Origin of the sequence: Rhodoglobus vestalii (assembly GCF_006788895.1) — a bacterium.
Lineage (GTDB): Bacteria > Actinomycetota > Actinomycetes > Actinomycetales > Microbacteriaceae > Rhodoglobus > Rhodoglobus vestalii.
Window position 1 is genome coordinate 1781434 of the sequence record NZ_VFRA01000001.1, and the last position, 21746, is coordinate 1803179.

17 protein-coding genes are annotated in these 21746 nt (G+C 60.3%); 4 read left to right on the forward strand and 13 right to left on the reverse strand.

Annotated elements, in window-relative coordinates; genetic code table 11:
- Positions 1–13: 13 nt before the first annotated feature.
- A complete protein-coding gene (locus FB472_RS08675; RefSeq protein WP_141990568.1) occupies positions 14–1054 on the reverse strand; it encodes a LacI family DNA-binding transcriptional regulator in 1041 nt (346 codons plus the stop codon).
- 73 nt (positions 1055–1127) lie between these two features.
- Here FB472_RS08675 and FB472_RS14495 point away from each other — a divergent pair, with 73 nt between their 5' ends.
- The 3 genes from FB472_RS14495 (at position 1128) to FB472_RS08685 (ending at position 3842) form a co-directional block, all read left to right on the forward strand.
- Positions 1128–1259 carry a hypothetical protein gene (locus FB472_RS14495; protein WP_281283276.1) on the forward strand — a complete coding sequence of 44 codons (132 nt, stop codon included), beginning with the start codon at positions 1128–1130 and terminating at the stop codon, positions 1257–1259.
- Between the two features lie 163 nt (positions 1260–1422).
- Positions 1423–2217: a tryptophan-rich sensory protein gene (locus FB472_RS08680; RefSeq protein WP_141990569.1), complete on the forward strand. Its 795-nt coding sequence runs from the start codon at positions 1423–1425 to the stop codon at positions 2215–2217.
- Positions 2217–3842, forward strand: a complete 1626-nt coding sequence (locus FB472_RS08685; protein ID WP_141990570.1) for an MFS transporter — start codon at positions 2217–2219, stop codon at positions 3840–3842. The genes FB472_RS08680 and FB472_RS08685 overlap by 1 nt, the downstream gene beginning before the upstream one ends.
- Here the strand turns inward: FB472_RS08685 and FB472_RS08690 are convergent.
- Entirely contained in the window at positions 3839–5983 is a 2145-nt protein-coding gene (locus FB472_RS08690) for an acyl-CoA dehydrogenase family protein (RefSeq protein WP_141990571.1), read from the reverse strand. The genes FB472_RS08685 and FB472_RS08690 overlap by 4 nt on opposite strands.
- A gap of 229 nt (positions 5984–6212) precedes the next feature.
- On the opposite strand from FB472_RS08690, the gene trxA reads away from it, so the two are divergent.
- Entirely contained in the window at positions 6213–6617 is a 405-nt protein-coding gene (trxA, locus tag FB472_RS08695) for a thioredoxin (protein ID WP_141990572.1), read from the forward strand.
- 44 nt (positions 6618–6661) lie between these two features.
- Here trxA and FB472_RS08700 read toward each other — a convergent pair whose 3' ends face one another.
- The 11 genes from FB472_RS08700 to FB472_RS08750 form a co-directional block, all read right to left on the reverse strand.
- Positions 6662–6877, reverse strand: coding sequence for a ferredoxin reductase domain-containing protein (locus FB472_RS08700; RefSeq protein WP_141990573.1), 216 nt, complete (start codon positions 6875–6877; stop codon positions 6662–6664).
- Positions 6874–7380 (reverse strand): helix-turn-helix domain-containing protein, encoded by a 507-nt coding sequence (locus tag FB472_RS08705; RefSeq protein ID WP_141990574.1) that lies wholly within the window; start codon positions 7378–7380, stop codon positions 6874–6876. Before FB472_RS08705 ends, FB472_RS08700 begins: the two co-directional genes overlap by 4 nt.
- Positions 7381–7512: 132 nt before the next feature.
- On the reverse strand, positions 7513–9585 hold the full coding sequence (gene recQ, locus FB472_RS08710) for a DNA helicase RecQ (protein WP_141990575.1): 2073 nt from the start codon (positions 9583–9585) through the stop codon (positions 7513–7515).
- A gap of 63 nt (positions 9586–9648) precedes the next feature.
- Positions 9649–10617, reverse strand: coding sequence for a carbohydrate ABC transporter permease (locus FB472_RS08715; RefSeq protein ID WP_141990576.1), 969 nt, complete (start codon positions 10615–10617; stop codon positions 9649–9651).
- Positions 10614–11747, reverse strand: coding sequence for a carbohydrate ABC transporter permease (locus tag FB472_RS08720; protein ID WP_141990577.1), 1134 nt, complete (start codon positions 11745–11747; stop codon positions 10614–10616). The genes FB472_RS08715 and FB472_RS08720 overlap by 4 nt, the downstream gene beginning before the upstream one ends.
- A gap of 154 nt (positions 11748–11901) precedes the next feature.
- On the reverse strand, positions 11902–13242 hold the full coding sequence (locus FB472_RS08725) for an ABC transporter substrate-binding protein (protein ID WP_141990578.1): 1341 nt from the start codon (positions 13240–13242) through the stop codon (positions 11902–11904).
- Between the two features lie 221 nt (positions 13243–13463).
- Positions 13464–14525 carry an ABC transporter permease gene (locus tag FB472_RS08730; protein ID WP_246078155.1) on the reverse strand — a complete coding sequence of 354 codons (1062 nt, stop codon included), beginning with the start codon at positions 14523–14525 and terminating at the stop codon, positions 13464–13466.
- Complete coding sequence (locus FB472_RS08735; protein WP_141990579.1) at positions 14522–15508, reverse strand: ABC transporter ATP-binding protein; 987 nt, start codon at positions 15506–15508, stop codon at positions 14522–14524. Before FB472_RS08735 ends, FB472_RS08730 begins: the two co-directional genes overlap by 4 nt.
- 60 nt (positions 15509–15568) lie before the next feature.
- Entirely contained in the window at positions 15569–16138 is a 570-nt protein-coding gene (gene cysE, locus FB472_RS08740) for a serine O-acetyltransferase (RefSeq protein ID WP_021808243.1), read from the reverse strand.
- A 50-nt stretch (positions 16139–16188) separates the two neighbouring features.
- A complete protein-coding gene (gene cysK, locus FB472_RS08745) occupies positions 16189–17127 on the reverse strand; it encodes a cysteine synthase A (RefSeq protein ID WP_141990580.1) in 939 nt (312 codons plus the stop codon).
- A 163-nt stretch (positions 17128–17290) separates the two neighbouring features.
- Positions 17291–21571: an ExeM/NucH family extracellular endonuclease gene (locus FB472_RS08750; protein ID WP_141990581.1), complete on the reverse strand. Its 4281-nt coding sequence runs from the start codon at positions 21569–21571 to the stop codon at positions 17291–17293.
- Positions 21572–21746 lie beyond the last annotated feature (175 nt).

Genomic DNA, 21746 nt, shown 5'->3' on the forward strand with positions numbered 1-21746 from the left:
AACCACAAGAGCACTACCGCGGTGCAGGCCCAGTGGACTCCCGCACAATAAGCTCCGGGGTGGAATCCTTGAACGCTCCGGCTTCGGCGCCTGCGATCACGTCAAACAGCCGGCGCCCAACATGCGCCCCAAAAGCAACAATGTCGTGGCTCAGCGCCGTTAACGATGGTGCGGTGTAGTCACACAGCACCGAATCATCCCAGCCAATAATTGACACGTCAGCAGGCACCGAGAAACCTTCCCTGCCTACTTCTCGTAGCCCCGCGACAGCCATGATGTCGTTGTCGTAGATAAATGCTGTTGGTGGAGTATCACTGCGCAGCGCTGTGCGTGTTGCGGCGGCGCTCTCTTCTGCCGTGTAATCCGTTCGAAGTATCGTGGGTACGAGTCCCCGCGCGCTCATTTCATCCCGAAATGCTGCGTCACGGATGGTGGTGTGTGCGAGGTCGGTCAAGCCAGCCACTCGCGCAATGCGGCGATGCCCGAGTGACGACAGATAATCAACCGCCGATCTCATCGACGCATCGTCGTCCGTCCAGACAGATGACAGCGCACCAGCAACCGAAGGATCACCGACCGCGATTGCCGGGAGTGCACCGGGCTTCGAAAGCTGCGCCACTCGGCGGTCATCGACGGCGAGGTCGACCAGAATCACACCATCAACCTGTCGCGAGTTGCGCCATCGCTTGAGCGTGAGGAGTTCTTCATCTCTGTTCGGCGCCAGCTGGAGCAGCAGTGCGTAGCCTCGCTCAGCGAACTCAGACTCTAGCCCCGCAATGAACCGCATGTAAAAGGTCTCGACCCCCAACATGTACGGGTCGCGGGCAAGCACGAACCCGATGGTGTCGGTCTTCGCTTCAGCGAGGGATCGCGCCGCGCGCGCCGGAGCCCAACCAAGTTCGTCAGCCACTTGCATCACACGCTCGCGAGTGGACTCAGACACTCCCTTGCGGCCGTTGAGCGCGAACGACACTGCGCCGATCGACACACCCGAGGCACTCGCGATATCGGCGATGGTCACTCGTCGCAAGGATGACGGAGGCGAAGTGCTCATGTTACGACGATAGTCCTCCATCCGCTAAAGCGCTCGATCACCACCACACGCGCGACTCCGATATCCTTAGAACATGAACGCCATCTCTGTCATCACCGTCCTCGGCAAGCTTGCGCTCTACACGATGGGAGCGATCGTTGCACTCACCGGCATCATCCTGCTCATCAACCTTGCGGTGCCGAGCCTGCTCTCCGGGTTCCGCTAGCCACCCGCCAATCGGGTCAGCGGCGCGCTACCCGCGCCTGCCCTGCGGTGCCCTGCAGCGCCCCGGCCCTCCTCTCACTTTGGCCGACACCTATGATTCAGCGATTCCTCGGTTGACTACCGCTCAAGAGTTCTAGGCTAGGGAGCGACTGAAGGGAAACGTGATGCGTGAATCCAGAGATGTGGTCAGGCAGATTACCGTCGCCGCGAGCGCGACCTTTGCACTAATTGGAGCTTTTGTTGGCTCTGGGGCGTCGGGTGGCACACCGGTACAAAATGCTGCCGGGGGCGCACTCAGCGCGGATGCCACCGTTATTGCCCCCGCCGGCGCCGCCTTCGGTATCTGGAGCGTCATTTACTTTGGGCTTGTGGCCTACGCCGTCTGGCAGATGCTACCGAAGCAAACCAGCACCGAACTTCACCGACGTATCGGCTACTGGGTTGCCGCATCCCTGGTGCTCAACGCGGCCTGGATTCTCTCCATCCAGTTCAACCAACTTGCACTCAGCGTTCCCGTGATCATTCTGCTGCTGATCATTCTCATCCGGGCGTTCTTCATCACCATAAAACTTCCCGCCGCCGGGGCGATCGATGCGATCGTTACCGACGGCACCATGGGCCTCTACCTCGGCTGGGTGTGTGTTGCGACTGCCGCCAACATCACAGCCTGGCTGGTTGCGATCGGATTCACCGGCTTTGGCATCCCCGAAGACGTGTGGGGTGTAATCATCGTCGCCGTTGCTGCCGCAGTGGGCATCGCTCTCGCCGCACGGGGGCGTGCCCACTTCGCTCCGGCACTCTCCCTCAGCTGGGGGCTCGCCTGGGTCGCCGTCGGCCGACTTAGTGGCGACCTGATCTCCCAACCCACCGCAATCGCCGCCATTGTTGCGGTGGTTCTCATCCTCGTCAGTGCAACCGCTTTCGCCATTTCACGGCTGCGCGCTGAGCAGACCGCCTAATGAACGACATTCGGGCGTCGCGTCGGCGTTGGCTCGGCCTTCTCTTCATCAGCATCGCCGTCGCGCTCATCATCGTTGACTCCACCATCGTCAACGTTGCGATCCCCTCCGTCGTCGAAGATCTTGGCCTCAACTCCACCCAGGTGCAGTGGGTTCAGGAGAGTTACACCCTCGTCTTTGCTGCTCTGCTTCTCGTCTTCGGCACCCTCGCCGACCGTTACGGGCGCCGCCGAGTGCTCCTCATTGGTGTCGTCATCTTCGCACTCTCCTCGATTCTCGCCGCCACCGCAGCCAGCGGCGAACTGCTCATCGCGTCGCGCCTCGTGCAGGGCATCGGCGGGGCGATGATTCTCCCCGCCTCCCTCTCGACCATTAACGCCACCTTCCGTGGCCGTGAACGCGCCATCGCCTTCGCCGTCTGGGGCTCCACCATTGGCGGAATGGCGGCCGTTGGCCCTCTCCTCGGCGGCTGGCTCACCACCTACTTCTCGTGGCGATGGGCGTTCGGCATTAACGTGCCGCTCGGTGTCATCATCATCATCGGCATCCTCATCTTCACTATGGAGTCAAAAGAACCATCAGCCCAGCGACGCGTGGATATTGTTGGTGCGCTCCTCTCGGTGGTGCTGTTCGCGTCACTGGTGTTCGCCCTCATTGAGGGTCGCAGCTACGGCTGGTTCTTCAGCGACACCCCGCCCGATTTCTGGACCTGGGGCATCTCTCCCATCCCGTTCGTGTTTGCCCTTGCCCTCGCTGCCGGAATCGCTTTTGTGCGCTGGGGTTTTGCCCGCGAACGCGCCGGAAAATCAACCATGCTCGCCTTCGGCCTGCTGCGAATCCCGTCATTCCGCAATGGAAACATTGCCGCAATGATTGTTTCCCTTGGCGAATTCGGCATCATCCTGTCGCTGCCACTGTGGCTGCAAAATGTGCTCGGCTACGACGCGCTGCAAACCGGGTTCGTCATCCTCGCCCTCGCAATTGGTTCGTTCATGGCCAGTGGCTTTGCGGGTGCGTTTGGCAACAAGATCACGCCCGTCACGATCGTGCGGGTGGGTATTGCCGCCGAGATTGTGGGCATCCTGATTGTCGCACTGTCGCTCAACCCGGATGCTGCGTGGTGGCAGATCGCACCCGGGCTCTTCATTTATGGTTTCGGTGTTGGTCTCGCGACGGCACTGCTCACCAGCGTTGTGCTGATGGATGTACCCCTCAGCCAGTCAGGTCAGGGATCTGGCACCCAGAGCACCGCTCGCCAGGTTGGTTCAGCTCTCGGAATCGCTATCCTCGGTACCGTGCTCTTTGCGAGCCTCGGCAGTGGGCTCGACGCCAAGCTCGCGAACCGTCCAGAGATCCCCGCTGAAGCCCGCACGCAGATCGTAGATCTTGTTGTCGATTCCGCTGGCACCGGCATCAGCACCCTCGACGAAAAGTTGCCGGATGCCGCAGCCGACGCCCGTGAAGCCTTCACCGATTCGACGCGGTACGCCGCATTCGCGGCTGCCGGATTCTTGGCGATCGGATTTCTCGCCAGCCTGCGCCTCGACGGCGCACGCCGCGGCGATGACGACGCTGAGGGCGAGGTCGAGCGCACCGTCAACGACGCCAAGTCGACGGACGGTTAGCGGCGCTTCTTCTTCTTCAGATCCTTCTCGTGAACGGGCTCATCGCCGGAAGCCCGGCGGTCAGCGTAGTAGTCGCGAGCCTCGTTCTGACGAACAGCTTCGGCGCCGCTGGCGATCGGTGCACGCACCAACTCGTCGGTGAGACCGAACGCGGCCACTAGATCTAGGGCCTGCGGACGCAAGCGGGGTAGCAGTCGGTCGTCGATGTAGTCGGTAATCGCCTGAGCGCGGTTCGTCGAAATGCGACCGTGCATCAGGTACCAGGCGAGGTTCTTCTCGATCAGGGTGAAACCGAAGAGGTCACGCAACCAGGTCATGACCTGAGCGGTGTCTTTGTCCTCAATCTTTTCGAGAGCGCGGGTGAAGGCCTCCCACTGCAGCAGTTCGGCATGCGCGTAGGCGGTCATGATCAGCTGGTTCTGGTGACTGTTGAAGAGCGCGGCGGCCTCAGCCTTGGGAAGCTTGGTTGCGGGCCGCAACTTGCCGGCGACATCCGCCACCATCGTCTCCACACGGTCGGTGAGCAGCTGGCGCTGCGAATCGGTGTCGCGCACATAACCGATCGAGCGGGCCGTTGACCCAAAGTCGACGACATTCTGGGCGAAGCGGCGCAGGCCTGAGCGGTTAACCGCCGCTTCGTTAACCTGGTCGGCAGCGTACTGGGCAAGAGTGCCCGGGCTCGCGCCCACAAATTTGCGCGAATAGTCGGTGAGGAGTCGCTTGGCAACCAACTGCAGCAGCACGTTATTGTCGCCCTCAAATGTGGCGTACACGTCGAGGTCGGCGCGCATCTGAGTGAGACGGTTCTCGGCCATAAAGCCGGCACCGCCGCACGCTTCACGCGCTTCCTGCAGAGTGTCGAGCGCCGCCCACGTGCTCAGCGGCTTGAGGGCCGCCGCGATCGTTTCGAGGTCTTGGCGATCGGCTTCGGTATCGGTGCGCCCCGAGAACACTCCATCAAACTTCTCGAGGAATTCTTCATGCGCAAACGACATGGCATAGGTCTGAGCGAGGCGCGGCAACAGGCGGCGCTGGTGACGCTGGTAGTCGAGGATCACTTCTTCATGAGTGTCGCTGGCCGCCGTAAATTGGCGACGCTCCGACCCGTACTTGATAGCGATGGTGAGAGCGAGCTTGCTCGCGAGCACGGCCGCACCATCCAGTGAGACGCGGCCCTGAACGAGCGTGCCGAGCATCGTGAAAAAGCGGCGACCGGGGCTGTCGATGTCGGAGGTGTAGTCGCCGTTCTCGTCGACGTTGCCGTAGCGGTTAAGCAGGTTGATGCGGGGCACGCGCACGTGGTCGAAGTGGAGCCGCCCGTTATCGATACCGTTCAGGCCACCCTTGAGGCCGTCATCCTCGCCCGAGACTCCGGTCAAAAAGCCATTGTCATCGCGCAGCGGAACATAGAACGCGTGCACTCCGTGGTTGACGCCCTTGGTGATGAGCTGCGCAAACACCGTCGCGGCTTTACCGTGAAGGGCCGCGTTGCCGAGGTAATCTTTCCACGCCGCCCGGAACGGGGTGTTGATGACGAACTCATCAGTCTCGGGGTCGTAGGTTGCGGTTGTCGCAATGCTGGCGACATCCGATCCGTGACCGATTTCGGTCATCGCGAAGGCGCCGGGGGTCTCAAGGCTCATGATGCTGGGCAGCCACTTGTCGTGGTGCTCTTTGGTGCCAAGGTGCAGAACTGCGGAACCGAAGAGGCCCCACTGAACACCAGATTTGATCTGGAGTGAGGGGTCGGCGAGCACAACTTCTTCGAAGGCCGCAATGTTGCCGCCGTGATCATCGCTGCCGCCCAGCTCAGCGGGGAAAGCGCGTTGAATGGCGTTGTTGTCCACCAGGATCGACAGCTGATTTAGCACCCGCTCGCGGTGGTCTGCCATCGACAGACCTCCAACCTGGTGCAGCTCAGGGTTAGCCATGAGCGCACGCGACTCTTTGCGGGCCGCGGCCCATTTGCCCAGAAGGTACTCCCCCAACCATTCGACATTGATAGCGGGCGTCGCGGAGGAGGCCTCAGCAGAAGCGGCAACCGCAGCGTTCGGCGCGGTCGTGGTCGGCGGCGCGGTCGTGGGCGTGGTCATGTCAGCGGGTGGCACCGTTTCGGTCGCCGTGTCGTGAACCTGGGTCATGGCTGTCTCGATTCGTGAAAGTTCGGTGACTACACGCTACGAGCCTTGTGTGCGGGTGCAAAGTGTCTCGTTCAGGGTCAACCAAGTGGATGCCAGGGCACGCCCCTGCTTTGTGGTAAAACTCAAAACAGCCGCCGTAGCGTTGTGGGAAGTCGTGCGCTCCACGCGAATTATGCCGCGGGAATTCTTGCCCGGGAGACATTGTTGGTGTCCATGAAAGGATGTAATTATGTCGACTATCACTCTCACCTCAGAAGACTTTGGCCAGACGGTCAGCAAAGAAGGAATCACGCTCGTAGATTTTTGGGCCGAATGGTGCGGCCCCTGTAAGCAGTTCGGGCCCATCTTTGAGACCGCAAGCGAAAACCACGCCGACATCACGTTCGGCAAGGTAGATACCGAAGCGCAGCAAGAACTTGCTGGCGCTGCAGGTATCTCCTCGATCCCGACCCTGATGGCATTCCGTGACGGCGTGCTCGTGTTTTCCCAGCCCGGCGCACTCCCCGCCCCTGCCCTCGAGCAGGTCATCGAGGGCGTCAAGAACCTCGACATGGACGAGGTTCACAAGCAGGTTGCCGCAGAGGCTGGCGAAGCGAGCGGCGCGAGCAGCCCCGAAGAGACACCCGCTAGCTAATTAGCCGGTAGCCACACCGCAGACCACACAGGTCCCGCCGACGTTCATCGTCGGCGGGACCTTTTCTGGTTCGGGAGGACCTTGTCATTTTCTGAGCGGGCGGAAATCTCTTCACTGATCGTGGCTGCGCTCCGTAAGTGACCTGCACGACCATTTGCGACGTGGAAGGCCGTGTCGACATCAATTTCGCGAAGCTTAGGGCGCAGCGCGCGAATCCTGTAGGTGCGGAACCGGTCGAGGGGTCCGTCTGGCCGCTTCAACTCGCGCGCACCTTGGCTTCACGGCGCTTCTGTATTCGGCGAGCATGCCTGCTGCGCGAGCGGGGGAATTTGGCGTCGAGGAGCGGATCCAGATAGAGCCGTCTAAGTGCCAGAAAGATAAATGGGCCGCCGGCCCAGTACGCGACAAAGATCACCGAACCAAGCTGACCCAACGTGGCACCGAGCAGGACGACCACAATGCCAACCCCGATGAAGAGCCAGAACCACCCACCACTCAGCCTGTCACGCGCAGCCTGCTGGTCGTTTGCTCGCGACTCAAACGAGTCGACACGACCACTGAGCTCATCGCTCTCGATCGTCGCGAAGAGCTCGCGAACCGGCACCCCTAATGTGTCAGCGACAAGAGACAGCGTCTCTAGGCTCGCATCGCTCCCCGCCTCAAGTCGCTGGATGGTTCTGATTCCAACACCGCACTCGTCAGCAAGTTTCTCTTGGGTCCATGCCCGCTCTCGGCGGAGTTCCACGATACGTGTTTCATTCATGTGACCAATACTCCATGGGTTGATAGATGGGCGCCACGCCAGCTGCACGACACTGAGACGCCAGCGCCGCGTCACCTACGCGACACACGACCGCCAGCATCCCGGCGGCAACACGCCAACGCCGCCGCGAACCTAGAACTCGGGCGGCCCGTCGTAGGGCGCGTCGTCGTCCGAGTAGAACGGGATGTCGTTCTCGTCGTCGGGGAGGGGTGCTGCCGGAGCGGCAGACTGTCGAGCTGCGGGGCGCGAAGCAGGCCGCGACGCGGCAGGTCGGGCCTGGCGCGCGGGCCCAGCCTTCGCCGCGGCAGAGGCTGACGGTGCGGTAGCCGCAGCCGCGGATGCGGACGATGTCACCGCCGAATCCCCGGCGCCAGCCGATTGGACAGACTCTCCCGCAACAACCGCGAGTACGGCAGCGCCATAAGTCTCAAGCTTCTTTTCCCCAACACCGCTGATCTCAGCGAGCTCAGCCAACGACTCCGGCTTCGTGACAGCAATGCCGCGCAGGGTGGCATCCGCGAACACGACGTAGGCGGGTACACCGTTGTCGCGGGCAACTCCGGAACGCCACGACCGCAGATTTTCGAACAGGTCCGTCGCCGACTCCGGAAGATCGGCCACCACCCTGCGCTTTGCCGAGCCCCCGGCTCCACCGCCGGAACCTCGCGCCTTGCGCGGTGCCTCCCGCCGCAGCTTCACGATGCGGTCGCCACTCAGTACCGCTGCACTCTCCGGAGTGATCGCCAAAGTGCCATACTCGCCCTGAACCGCGAGCAGCGACTGCGCCAACAGCTGCCGCACCACCGACCGCCAGTCCTGCTCGGACACATCCGAACCAACACCGAACGTCGCCAGATCATCGTGACGCTGCTGCGAAACCCTGGGAGTGATCTTGCCAATCAGAATGTCAACCAGATGGCCAGCGCCAAACCTCAGGTTGCGTTCGCGATCCAGCCGCACAATTGTTGACATCAGTTTTTGGGCCGCAACCGTGCCATCCCACGATTCCGGCGGCGACAGGCACGTGTCGCAATTGCCACACGCCGTCGATTCCTGCCCAAAGTAGCCCAGCAGTTGCACGCGGCGGCACTCCACGGTCTCGCAGAGCGCGAGCATCGCGTCGAGGTGCGCGCTGAGATTACGACGGTGAGCCAGATCGCCACCCGACTGATCGATCATGCGACGCTGCTGCATAACATCCTGCAAGCCATAGGCGAGCCACGCCGTTGCGGGCAGACCATCCCGGCCCGCACGACCCGTCTCCTGGTAATAGCCCTCAACGCTCTTGGGCAGATCGAGGTGGGCCACGAACCGCACATCAGGCTTGTCGATACCCATCCCGAAAGCGATCGTCGCCACCATCACCATGCCATCTTCCCGCAAGAAACGACTCTGGTTGCTGGCCCGAATCTTGGAGTCGAGACCCGCATGATACGGGAGTGCGGGGATACCGTTCTCCACCAAGAACTGAGCAGTCTTCTCCACCGAAGCGCGCGACAGACAATACACAATTCCCGCGTCACCAGAATGTTCCGTATTCAGCAGTGTCAGCAACTGCTGCAGAGGCTGTGCTTTCGCCTCAATGCGGTACCGGATGTTGGGCCGGTCAAAACTAGAAACATACTGGGTGGCGTCAGTGAGCTTCAGTCGCTGCGCAATCTCTGTGCGCGTGGCTTCGGTCGCGGTGGCGGTCAGCGCAATGCGTGGCACGGCGGGCCAGCGGTCGTGCAGCACATCGAGCTGCAAGTAGTCGGGCCTAAAATCGTGCCCCCACTGCGATACGCAGTGCGCCTCGTCGATGGCGAAAAGCCCAATCTGACCCTGCTCCAGCAACGAAACAGTGGAGGACACCCGCAGTCGCTCGGGCGCGAGATAGAGCAGATCCAGCTCGCCGGCCCGGTACGCGTTTTCGACGCGAGTGCGTTCTTCGGCGGACTGGGTGGAGTTGAGAAAGGCGGCACGGGCGCCAACGGCGGCGAGAGCATCCACCTGATCCTGCATCAAAGCAATCAGTGGGGAAATGACAACACCGGTGCCGTCACGAACGAGAGCGGGAATTTGGTAGCACAGCGATTTGCCGCCGCCGGTGGGCATCAGCACCAGCGCATCGCCACCGCCCACTATGGTGTCAATAATCTCGCCCTGCTGCCCCCGAAACGAGTCGTAACCGAACGTGGACTCGAGAACAGACTGGGCAGACACCATGCCGAGAAGTCTAGGCGCAGCCACCGTCGCGCGAGGCGGCGGGGCTGCACCTGAGGACTACTGCTACCCCTTGGTGGAACCGGCGAGTAGACCGCGCACGAAATATCGCTGAAGGGCGAAGAACACGATCAGTGGCACCAGGATCGAGATGAAAGCACCCGCGGTAAGCAGGTTCCAATCTTGACCTCGGCTACCGGTGATCTCTGCCAACAGTTTCGTCATCGGCGCCACTCGTCCATCAGCAAATACCAGCGCCACAAGCAGGTCATTCCACACCCAAAGGAACTGGAAAATCGCGAACGATGCGATCGCCGGCATGGTGAGCGGTAGCACGATGCGGAAGAAGATCTGACCGTGACCGGCACCATCCACTCGTGCCGCTTCAATCAGCTCAGACGGAATCTGCGATACGAAGTTGTGCAACAGAAAGATTGCCAATGGTAGGGCGAAGATCGTGTGCGCGATCCACACCTGCGAGTACGCATTCGATGCATTCAAGCTGGCGAAGAGTTCTACATCACCAATCGAGAGTCCCCGAGAGAAGAGGCTCAGCAGCGGAACGAGTGCCATCTGCAGCGGAACAATCTGCAGCGCAAAGACGCCGATAAACATCCAGTTGCGGCCGGGAAACTTGATCCACGCAAAAGCATACGCGGCGAGGCTCGCAAGGACGAGCGGAAAGATCGTCGCCGGGAGCGTGATTGCGATCGAATTGATAAACGCGCCCGCCAGGTTAAGAGTGCTGTTGCCCGCAGCAAGCACCTCGACGTAGTTGTTGAGGGTGAAGCCGGGATTCTGGAAGATCGTCCACCAGCCGTTACGCAGAATCTCCTCGGGCGGACGGATGGAGGAGATGAACAGCCCGAAGGTCGGCGTTGTCCACAGCACAGCAATAACCAGTGCCGCAATCGTCGCGCCTCGACTCGTGAGACGTTTCTTGGTGCGCTTGGCAGCACCAAACTTTTCTCCACGAGCCAGCTGCTTCTGGGTTTTCTTGTCAACCGCAACTCGTGCGGGGACTGTCGCGGTCATCGGATCTCCCTCTGCTTCTGGATCTGTCGCGCGTTGTAAATGACGATCGGCAGCACCATGAGGAACAGCACCACCGCAAAGGCGGCGGACCTACCGACTTCGAATCCTTGCCACTGGGAATACATTTCGTTGGCGATGACGCTGGTCTCGTTAGCACCAGCAGTCATGGTGCGCACGATGTCAAACACCTTCAGAGAGGCGATTGAAATCGTAGTGAGCACCACAACGAGCGAACTTTGGATGCCGGGAACGGTGACATTGATAAAGCGCTGCCAAGCGTTAGTGCCATCTAGCTCTGCAGCCTCCAGCTGCTCCGCCGGTACGCCCTTGATCGCCGCAGACAAGATCACCATCGCAAAACCAGTCTGAATCCAGATGAGTACGACGATGAGAAACAACGTATTCCACGGTTCGTTCGAGAGCCACGAGATTGGCTCTCCACCGAGCCAGACCACAACCTGGTTGAGGAGACCGATCTGTTCCTGCCCTGCAGGCCGAACCGCGTATACGAAGCGCCAGATAATGCTGGCGCCAACGAAGGAGATTGCCATCGGCATGAAGACGAGCACTTTGAAGATTTTTTCGCCGCGTGACTTGTCGATGAACACCGCGTAGGCAAGCCCGAAGATTGTTGAGACGACGGGCACGATCAGTACCCACACCACGGTGTTCAGCACTGTGCGAATACCGGTGTCTTGCGTGAAGATCCAGATGAAGTTCTCGAGGCCAACGAAGCGGGTTCCTCGGCTATTCATGAATGCCTGAATAGTGGTTTGGATCGTGGGGTAGATGAGACCGATGGCGAGCAAGAAGATCGCAGGGCTCAGAAACCCGACCAGCTGAAAGAGGTAGCCAACACCCTGTTTTGACCGATAGTCAAGATAGAAAAAGAGGGCCCCAAAAAGGGTTGCGGCTCCAGCCGCCCAGAGCACAGATCCGAGAGCCAGAAACACAAGCCCGGGGATGAGCACGCAGGCTGCAGCGCGGATGATGGTGAACTTGCGCCCGGTTCGCGGGGCAATCTCTAAAAAGAAGATGAGCAGTGCTATCACTGCCAGGAAGGCGAGAAGCACCAGCGGTATTTGTGCGAGTGCGGGGAGGGTGGATATCCACCCTAGGAATGCTGACATGTCAAACCTTTCGAGTGCGTCACTGAACTCTTTTATGTCTGTGACTCTACGCCGCCTCGGCCGTAGAGCTGTGGTGTGAGGTTCGGGCCGAGAGCATCTCTCGGCCCGAACCTCACACCACTATCGCCGTACGATATCGAACGGCAGGGTCACACTATTCAGACGGCCACGAGGCATCGATTGTCGAGAGCACCTCGTCGGTTGACTTGCCGTTGATCCAATCGACCATTCCGGTCCAGAACGCACCCGCGCCGACTACGCCGGGCATGAGGTCCGAGGCGTCAAAGCGGAAGGTCGTGCTCGGGTCCTGCAGGATCGTGATTGCTTCCTGAAGGATCGGGCTGCTCGCACTGGCCGGGTCAAGACCGTTGTTTGCACTGATGACACCGCCCAGGCTCACGCGGCTGTTTGCCCACTCAGCGCTGGAGAGGTACTCCTGCACCGCGATGGTGTCTTCGTCGTTCGAGAAGGCACCGACAATTTCTCCACCACCGGTGACGGCGTTGCCGCCAGCCTCAATAGATGGAGTAACGAAAGCCCAGATGTCAGCATCCGGCCCTACCGTAGCGTTTCCGTTCTTCGGGTCCTGAATGAACCCGTCATAGAACGATGCCTGGTGGTGAAGCGCACAGGTTCCATCTCCGAGTGCACGTGCCGGGTCACCGAATGGGGTGGTGTTGATGGACTCAACGCCACCGAATCCTGCGTTGACGTATTCCGGGTTCAATAGGATCTCGCCGACCGAGTCAAAGGCTGACTTGATCGCGGGATCGGTGAACGGAATCTCGTGGGATACCCACTGGTCGTAAACCTCGGGTCCTGCTTCACGGAGCACGAGGTCTTCGATCCAGTCAGTTCCGGGCCAACCCGTTGCCGCATCCGAACCGAACCCGACACACCATGGTGCGCTGCCGGTCGTGCTGGCAATGGTTTCGGTCAGAGTGAGCATTTCGTCCCACGTGGTAGGAACATCTACGCCCCACTCCGCAAACTGCGAAGGTGAATACCAGACAAAGCCCTTGACGCTGGCCATGAGAGGCGCGCCATACAGCGTGTCGCCGGTTGATGCGTAGGCCGCCCAGTCGTCTGACCAGTATTCTTCAACATTCGACGCGACGCCCTCGGGTGCCGGCTGAATGTAATCGCGTGATGCAAGGTCAGCGAGAAGCCCCGGCTGAGGGAAGATTGCGAGGTCAGGCGCGTTACCACCCTGTGCGCGGATGCTGACCTGTGCCTCGAACTCTTTGCTGGCTTCGTACTGGATGTCGATATCGTTCTCGGTCTCCCAGTCAGCCCAGGATTCCTCGAGGAGCTCGGCCTCGGTGTCAGAAATGGTGCCGTAGATGGTGACAATACCGTCGGCCTCTCCGGCATCGCCGGGTCCGCTCGTGTCGCCAGTGCCGCCGGTGCTGGTTGCGCAACCGCTAAGAACCATTCCCGCGATGCCGAGAACGGCAATCGGAACAATAGCTCGTCGATAGTGATGGGAAATCATGCAAAGCCTCCTCGTCGAGGTTTACCCGTACACCGATCGGTATGCGGGGAGATGCTGCTGGGGCGAACTCGTTCTTTGGTAACGGTGACCGTGAAAAGCGTGGTCATGTTTCACGTTAAGCTACGCCGCAAATTCATGCAAGCGCTTGCGGTCAAGTTTTCTCTACCGAAACCGGAATGAGACCTAAGAAAGATCGAACAATCCGAGGGGTCACAGAAATATTATGCAATGCGGCTACCACGGCTGAGTTTTGCGGCAGGAGTCTTAGTGCGAGCCCAGGCCCCCACCAATAGGACGCCCGCAAGAACCAGGTGAGTTGCGAGCCCCACAGCCCAACCGGGGGTCGTGGACTCAATGACGGTCCGCGCACTCGGGTACGGGGGCGGCTGCACAATTTGTCCAACGACACACTCGTTGTAACTGACGGCGGGGGTTCCCGACAGCTGCACGGTGCGCACCGAAAGCTTGAAGAATCCGAAGAGATCTTTGGGCTGATCGTTTGCGTCGTAGGCGGTGGGAACGGCATCCGCCAGAATCACATAAGGGTTGGCGACAAGCGCACCCCAAAACAGATCAAACCGGGGAACTTGATTTTCGTACTCCTCCGGCATCGAACACTCGCTCGGGGTGCCGTCGGCGTTGTACTCTATGGCATAACTCGACACTGACGTGGTGGTCGTTTGGAGCGCGAGCCCGCCCAGCGTGAACGCAATCAGGGTTCCCACACTGAGAGCCGCCACCACCAGGTAGGTGACAACGATGGAGAACAACGGGCGCACCATCAGCCCCGAAAGCCCCACACCAATCGCCGCAACAACACCGAGTTCGATGGCCAGAACAACAATCGAGACGATGATGGTGCTGGCCCGAAGTTGACCGACAATCGCCGCGTAGATGAGAAAAGGAACCGCCGCCGCTAAGAACGCGATCGCTGTGATCCACGCGGCAAGAAACTTGCCCGCGATTAATTGTCCCGTAGTGATGAGCGTCACCTGGGTGGTGGCGAGAGTTCCGGCATCCCGATCGCCATTGATGGCGTTACCGCTGAGCGCTGGTGCCACAAGTGTGCCCAGCAGCAAGACGAAATAGATGATGGTGGAATAGACGCCACCACCACCATCGTCAGCGCTGCCAAAGCCGGCAAGCGCGACCGACAGCAGCACGGTAACAACGAGGATGAGGCCAACGAACACCGCCAGCAAGATGTACCAACTGAGGGTGCGCACTCGCTGTCGCAATTCGAGCGAAAGGATTACTCCGACCCCGGAGAAGAACATCGTCATTTCGGTTCCTCTGAGCTCAAGTCAATAAAGGCATGTTCAAGGTCGCCAACCGCCGGCGCGAAAGTGCTGATCGCGACCCCTGCCCCCACCAATCGAGACAACAGAACGGATGCCGTGGCTTCTGACTCAAGAGCAACAACCAGTTCCGTACGATCGGTGGCAATCGCAGTCTCCTCGATGCCGCAGGCAACGAGTGCCGCACGCAGGGCCTCCACGTCGCTCGAGCGGATACGCCAGGGTCGAGCGCTGGCGCGACTGCGCGCAAGTGCCTCTGCCGACGCTGTAACACCCCGCGAAATGTAGACCGCCCCATCAGCCATCTCATCGAGCTCAGAGAGCACATGGCTCGACACCAGCAGCGTTTTTCCTTCGGAAGCGAGACGCCGAACAAGGAGTCGCAAATCGGCGCGAGCAACCGGGTCGAGGCCTGATGCCGGTTCGTCGAGCAACAGCACATCCGGCTCATGAACCAGAGCGCGGGCCAAACTCAACCGCTGCTTTTGCCCCCGTGACAGCACACGGGTGGGGCTATCAGCGAGCTCTGGAAGATCGACCAGGGTGATCAATTCTGCCGCCCGGGTGGCCGCCGCCGCCTTGTCGATCGCATACATTCGCGCCGTGAAGATGAGGGTGTCACGAACGCTGAGGCTCGACCATGAGCCGAGCACATCGGGCATCCACCCGAGCCGCGAGCGCACCGCCGCCGTTTCCGTCACAGGATCATGACCAGAAATACGGATGCTTCCGGCATCCGGTATCAGCAGTGAGGCCAGCATGAGCATGAGCGTCGTCTTACCCGAGCCATTGGGGCCGATCAGACCGGTGACCGTGCCCGGTGTCGCGATAAAACTTGCGTCGCGCACGGCGTGCACAGCGCCAAACGATCGACCCACATGCTCAACAAGGATTCCGTTTGGTGCAGGGACGCCGGATGCGAGATCACTGTGCGCGCTGTCACCAGGTGCTGCCTCGACTGACGTCATAAGCCTGAGCATAACTTACACACGTGCTGTTCGGGGCCCGTGCTCCACAGCACCCCGAACCTAAATATAGATCGCGGGGTCGGTGTAGTTGAACGAGTCGGGCGGTGCCTGTGTGCCGTTCTTGGGTCGCGCAACGGCGGGTACTCCAACGAGCAACGAATCCTCTGGAGCATCCGCAACGACCACAGCGCCGGCCCCCACAACGGAACCGGAGCCGAGCGTGATGTCACCAAGGATCGCAGCTCCTGCACCCACCACGACATTGCTGCCGAGGGTGGGATGACGCTTGCCCCCCTCTGAGCTTGTTCCACCGAGGGTGACCCCGTGATAGATGAGCACGTCGTCACCAACAATGGCGGTCTCACCAATGACAACCCCGGAACCATGATCGATGATCACTCGGCGCCCAAGCTCGGCTGCCGGATGAATCTCTACCCCGGTAAGAAAGCGTACGTACTGGGAGACCGCGCGGGCAAGAAAACGCGCCCGTGCGGTCCATAACCAGTGACTAAAGCGGTAACCCCACACGGCGTGCATTCCCGAATAGGTCAACCAAATCTCGAAAGCTCCGCGAGCGGCGGGATCGCGCGTCCGCACGGCGGCAATATCTTCACGAGTTCGAGCAAACAATGGCGTTATCCGTCAGTTGAGGTGAGCAGTGATGAAAGCGTGTGCCGCCCCTAGTCGACGAGGTCTTCGTAAAGCAGTGTCGACAGGTAACGCTCGCCGAAGCTTGCGATGACAACCACGATGGTTTTGCCCGCGTTCTCGGGGCGCTTGGCCACCTCAAGAGCAGCGTGCACGGTCGCACCCGACGAAATGCCGGCGAGGATGCCCTCTTCGGCTGCGAGACGACGCGCCATTGTTACGGACTGAGTGATGTTGACGTCAAAAACTTCGTCGTAGACTTCACGGTCAAGAATCTCGGGAACGAAGTTAGCGCCCAGACCCTGAATTTTGTGCGGACCGGGAGCACCGCTGTTGAGAATTGCCGACTCTTCTGGTTCGACGGCAATTACCTGCATTTCGGGCTTCTGCTCCTTGAGGTAGGCGCCGGCACCACTGATGGTTCCACCGGTTCCGATGCCAGAAACGAAGATGTCGACGGTGCCGTCGGTGTCATTCCACACCTCGGGTCCGGTGGTGGCCCGGTGGATTGCTGGGTTCGCTGCGTTGGCAAACTGCCGGGCGGCGACGGCCCCTTCCGTGTTGGCAACAATTTCCGCGGCCTTGTCGACTGCACCGCGCATGCCATCAGCCGGGGCGGTCAGAACAAGTTCTGCGCCAAAAGCACGCAACAACATGCGGCGTTCCTTGCTCATACTCTCCGGCATGGTGAGAATAACGCGGTAGCCGCGCGCGGCACCGACCATCGCCAGCGCAATTCCGGTATTGCCGCTGGTGCCTTCGACAATGGTTCCGCCGGGCTTCAACGCACCCGACTTCTCTGCCGCGTCGATGATGGCAACGCCGATACGGTCCTTCACGCTGGCGGAGGGATTCTGGAATTCGAGCTTGGCCAACACAGTTGCGCCAACACCCTCTGTTACGGCGTTGAGCCGAACCAGGGGGGTATTGCCGACAAGTTCGGTGACGTTGTTATAGATACGACTAGCCATGATTCAGGGGTTCCTTCGCAGGTAGGAGATCGATGGGAGCGTGCTCACCTTAGTTAGTAGCAATCAGTGCGCCAAATTTATTTCATCAAACTGGGTAACACGCGAAAGAGGGCCCCACAGCGTGGGACCCTCTTCACATTGTCCGGCTAGCGGTGACGGCTCGCTAGAACACGAACACCAGTCGCGGCCAGCTCGTGCTCGACTCCACTTGGTCGTTGCCGGAGTACTCGACCCAGATTAGGTGGATGCCGCGGCTGAGCTTCGGCAATGTCACCGATGCCTTGCCCTTGTTATTCACCTCGGTTGTCGCCACTGCGGAGCGGCCGTCGTACACGGTCACCTCACCGGCTGTGGTGCCATCCTTGCCGACCTTAACTTTCGCATCGACCGTGAGTGAACGGTTGCCCCACACGAACCAGTCAGAGACGCTCGAGCTCACTCGCGACGAGATCTTCTCCACTGTTTGCGCATCAGACTCAGCAACACCAGCGGTGTAACCTTCCTTGCTCGCGGTGACCTGAACACTCAGCTCAGAGCCGATGTCGCCGGTGGTGATGCGGTACCGGCGGTCGGTCGCATCGGCGATCGGTTCACCGTTGTGCAGCCACTGGTAGCTGAACTCTGCTCCGCGCTCGCTCCAGCGACCCGGCATTGCCTTGACAGTCTTGCCAACCTCCACCGTGCCGCGGATGCCCGGGGCTTGAGTGTTTTCGATGGCTTCCGCCGTTGCGGCGACCTCGATCGGAACAACAATCGAGGTTTCCGTTCCCGGCACGGTCACGGTCAACGCGAGCACCCCTGATGGGGAACCGTCGGGGATCGTGATTGTCACCGCGGCTCGACCCTGCTCGTCTGTCGTGTCAACAATGGTGCGGTCGATCGTTGCCGATCCGAGCACGGTGCCGTCAACCGAGACCTCCACCGTGGCGGCATCTGAGCCACCGCGGCTGAAGGTGAGCGATGACAGATCAAGCGTGACGTCATCTCCGGGGTTATAGCCGTCAGCATCCGGTGCCGAAACAACAGCACCAATAGCCCGCTGTTCGAACGGCGGAGAAGCCACCGGGGTGTCCTCGAAGTAGTCGACCATGGCCTGCAGGTCGACACGTCCCGTGTCGGTCGGGTTTGCACCCTCGCCGAGGGTGGCGAAGTTATCGCCACCGGCTGCGAGGAAGGAGTTAGCAACCACCTTGTAGTTGGCTGCGGCATCCACGGCCACATCGTTGAGGTATAGCGCCGAAACTCGTTCACCCTGCGCTGCAGTCGGGTCGTACGTGTACGTCAACCCTTCCGAAACGCCGAGCTTGAGGAACGGACGCTGAGCGCCAGCCGGCTGCCACTGCTCTTCAAGAACCTGCTTGAGCTGGGCACCCGTGAGTGTCAGCGTGACAAGAGAGTTCGCGAAGGGCTGCACATTGGCTGCCTCCCGGTAGGTGACATCACCGTCGGCATCATTGGCTCCCGAGGACTCATAGATGAGGTCGGTTCGCAAACCACCGGGGTTCATGAATGCGATCTCAGCACCCGAATCGGCTGCGGCCCAGAGCTGAACGTCAGCAACAAAGTTGCCCAGTGTCGACTCGCCACCACGGTTCTCGGGGAACACCGTCTCACCCTGCGGGTCGACGGTAGGAGTCTGCACCGCGCGGAACATGCTCTGCGAGATTTCACCGACCTTGGCAGCGCCAAGCACGTCCGCAATAGCGGTCGCTTCATCAACGATCGCCTGCACAGCCGCATCGGGTTCGAAGCCCTCAATCGGCAGCACTTCGGCACTGAAGCTCATAATCTCGTTCGTTGCCGGGTCAACCGTCAGATCGAGGTGACCATAGTTGGCTCCGTACTGCCCCGCCGAAACTACGAGTCGTGGCCGATCCATGCCGGGCACCGTAATTTCGTGGTCGTAGGCCAGATGGGTGTGACCCGACACGATTGCATCAACCTTCGGGCTCAGTCCCGTGACAATCTGGCCAAAGGCCGAATCATCGGTTGACGCTGCAATATCGGTGGATGCCGCACCCTCGTGAACCAGCAGGACGAGAACGTCTGCTTCGCCGTTGGCCTCGTTACCGTCAGAGAGGTAGTCCGCAACGCGATCCACCTCATCCACGACACTGCGGATCTCAAGGGAGGCAATACCATCGGGGCTCACCAGCTCGTTGAGATCCTCGGTGACGGCACCAATGAATCCCACCTGCACACCATCGAACTCTTGCAGGAAGTACTCGTCATAGGCCGGAGCGTCAGTAGCCCGGTCGTAGAGGTTCGCTGCAAGATACGGCCAATTGGCGGCGTCCAAGATGCGGTCGTCAACATCGGCACGACCCTGATCGAACTCATGATTACCGAACGAACTCGTGGCGAGCCCGATTTCGTTGAGCACATCAATCGTGGGCTGGTCGTTCTGAATGAACGAGGTGAACGTGGAGGCACCGACGAAGTCCCCGGCACCAACAAAGGTGGTGTTGGGGTTCTGTTCCTCCCAGAAGTTCACCATTCCGCCGAGCTGGGCCGCTCCCGGAACTCCGCGACCCGGCTCCAAACGACCGTGGAAGTCGTTTGTGGTGAGAATCTCGATCTCGACGGGCGCCGCCTCAGTGCTGAGACCGATGCTGATCGGGTCGTGATCACTTGAACGGAACACGGTGCCCGCTTCGGCTGCCGCATAGGCGTAGCCGCGGTCAGACCATTCTGGGGAGTTAATGTTCCAGACAGCAGCATCGGTCACGTGGTCGGCGAGCGACGGCGAAACGATGATGTGGTCAAGCGAACCCAGTTCACCATCAAAGTTGTAGGTGTACCGGTCGTCGGTTGTGGCCGCAAGAGTGTCAACGTATCCGGCCGAAGTGAACACCTGAACCGGGTCTTCTTCGGAGTAGGAGTTGAAGTCCCCCACAAGAACAACCTGATCACTCTTGGCGGGATCTGCCGAAATGCTGTCAACGAGAGCCTTCACCGCGGTTGCCTGCTCCACACGCTCGATGTTGAACTTTCCCTGACCGTCAGCGGGCTCTGCGCCCGAGCCACCCTTCGACTTGAAGTGGTTAGCAATCACCGTGATGAGTTCGCCATTCGACTCAAAGGTTTGAGCGATCGGCTCACGCGCGATGTCCCACACCGACTCATCAACGGCAGTGAAGCTGTCGCCTACCGCGGTGACGGATGCCGGTTTGAAAATAATCGCATTCGTGATGAAGTCAGTGATGGCCGCATCGTTGAGCGCGGTCGGGGTGCGAACGTAATCCCAGGTACCCGCGCCGGCTGCCGCGTTGAGAGCACCCACGAGATCCATCAGCGCCTCATCGAGGCCGCCACCCAACTTGATGGAGTTCTCGATCTCTTGGAGACCAACAACATCCGCATCGAGCGAGTTAATCGCGGCAACAATCTTTGACTGCTGAATCGCGAACTCTTCGGCGGTGTCTGCACCACGCGCATCCGAGTCTTCACTCGTGAGCGTCGTGAAGTAGTTGAAGACGTTGAATGCCGAGACCTTGAAGTCTCCGCCAACTAGCGGAGCCGATTCTTCGCGCGGGTTCGTCGGCGCGAAAATCGGGCGATACTCTGCCGCGCTCGCGTCATTGATGGCAACGGTCGGCTGCAAACGCCAGTCGCCAAAACCGTAGGTGAGAACGTAGGGGTTCGCAGGAAACTCAACCGTGTCGCCGTTGCGCACAACAGTTTCGGCCGAGAAATATGGCTGGTCACCCGGGTGAGCACCGTTGGAGATCTGGATGTTGTAGCCATCATCAAGCAGCAAACGGTGTGAACGGTTGGCGGCGGCAATCGCGTTTGCGGCATCGCCGGCATCCGTGGTTTCGGTGCTCTTGACGGCAAGTTCTTCTGGGCTGAGCCAGAGCGTGCCGAAGTTGTAGAGCTGGTGGCTTGAGCTGACCAGGTAGTCGCCCGTCGGCGTTACGAGCATCGACTCAAGGGATTCGCGGTCGCTGCCAACGACACTCGTATCAAGCGCTGTTGCCTGAACGGCGTCCTCGGGGGCGAGGTCGGCGGCTGCTGTGATCAGCTCAACGGTGGCGGGAGTCGCGCCGGTACCAATTTGAGTCTGCCCGAAGCGCTCATCAACCGGGCCGGTCGCCGACACCTTGTCACCCAGCGAGACGGCGGGGTTGAGGTTGTTGAGGTAGAGGGTGATTCCGTCGGAGGCACCGGGCGTCGCGTCGTTCTCTCCGCCCGAACCAGGAGTCTGGATGAGGATTGTGCGGTAGCCGGAAGCCCCGCGGTAGTCAGCGGTAACAACACCGTCAACGGTGACGGTTGAGCCCACTAATGGGCTCGATGCTGTTGTGCCTTGAACATCGGCGATCGTCGCTGTCGCGTCGGCAGCAAGTGCGGCCGGGGCGGTGATCGTGGTCAACGCGATCATGCACGAGGTGGCGAGTGCCCCCAGCGTGAGTCGCGTTGGCCTGCTGCTTCGATAATGCATAGCGGGCAGTCCCCTCGAGAATTGTGCAATCTATGGTCTACCCCCTAATGGGGGCATCTGAGAGGATAGTCCCGCTCACAGCTCATTCCAAGGGTTAAACCGAATTGCTCATGTGCGCGTCAACGTATGTTCATCTTTGTGCCGCACAGCCCCCTCCCGCCGGAATCCCCAGCGG

Excerpts from the sequence above, each read along its gene's own strand:
- FB472_RS08675 (WP_141990568.1), bottom strand. The coding sequence starts at position 1,054 with ATGAGCACTTCGCCTCCGTCATCCTTGCGACGAGTGACCATCGCCGAT.
- FB472_RS14495 (WP_281283276.1), top strand. The coding sequence starts at position 1,128 with ATGAACGCCATCTCTGTCATCACCGTCCTCGGCAAGCTTGCGCTCTAC.
- FB472_RS08680 (WP_141990569.1), top strand. The coding sequence starts at position 1,423 with ATGCGTGAATCCAGAGATGTGGTCAGGCAGATTACCGTCGCCGCGAGC.
- FB472_RS08685 (WP_141990570.1), top strand. The coding sequence starts at position 2,217 with ATGAACGACATTCGGGCGTCGCGTCGGCGTTGGCTCGGCCTTCTCTTC.
- FB472_RS08690 (WP_141990571.1), bottom strand. The coding sequence starts at position 5,983 with ATGACCCAGGTTCACGACACGGCGACCGAAACGGTGCCACCCGCTGAC.
- trxA (WP_141990572.1), top strand. The coding sequence starts at position 6,213 with ATGTCGACTATCACTCTCACCTCAGAAGACTTTGGCCAGACGGTCAGC.
- FB472_RS08705 (WP_141990574.1), bottom strand. The coding sequence starts at position 7,380 with ATGAATGAAACACGTATCGTGGAACTCCGCCGAGAGCGGGCATGGACC.
- recQ (WP_141990575.1), bottom strand. The coding sequence starts at position 9,585 with ATGGTGTCTGCCCAGTCTGTTCTCGAGTCCACGTTCGGTTACGACTCG.
- FB472_RS08715 (WP_141990576.1), bottom strand. The coding sequence starts at position 10,617 with ATGACCGCGACAGTCCCCGCACGAGTTGCGGTTGACAAGAAAACCCAG.
- FB472_RS08720 (WP_141990577.1), bottom strand. The coding sequence starts at position 11,747 with ATGTCAGCATTCCTAGGGTGGATATCCACCCTCCCCGCACTCGCACAA.
- FB472_RS08725 (WP_141990578.1), bottom strand. The coding sequence starts at position 13,242 with ATGATTTCCCATCACTATCGACGAGCTATTGTTCCGATTGCCGTTCTC.
- FB472_RS08730 (WP_246078155.1), bottom strand. The coding sequence starts at position 14,525 with ATGACGATGTTCTTCTCCGGGGTCGGAGTAATCCTTTCGCTCGAATTG.
- FB472_RS08735 (WP_141990579.1), bottom strand. The coding sequence starts at position 15,508 with ATGACGTCAGTCGAGGCAGCACCTGGTGACAGCGCGCACAGTGATCTC.
- cysK (WP_141990580.1), bottom strand. The coding sequence starts at position 17,127 with ATGGCTAGTCGTATCTATAACAACGTCACCGAACTTGTCGGCAATACC.
- FB472_RS08750 (WP_141990581.1), bottom strand. The coding sequence starts at position 21,571 with ATGCATTATCGAAGCAGCAGGCCAACGCGACTCACGCTGGGGGCACTC.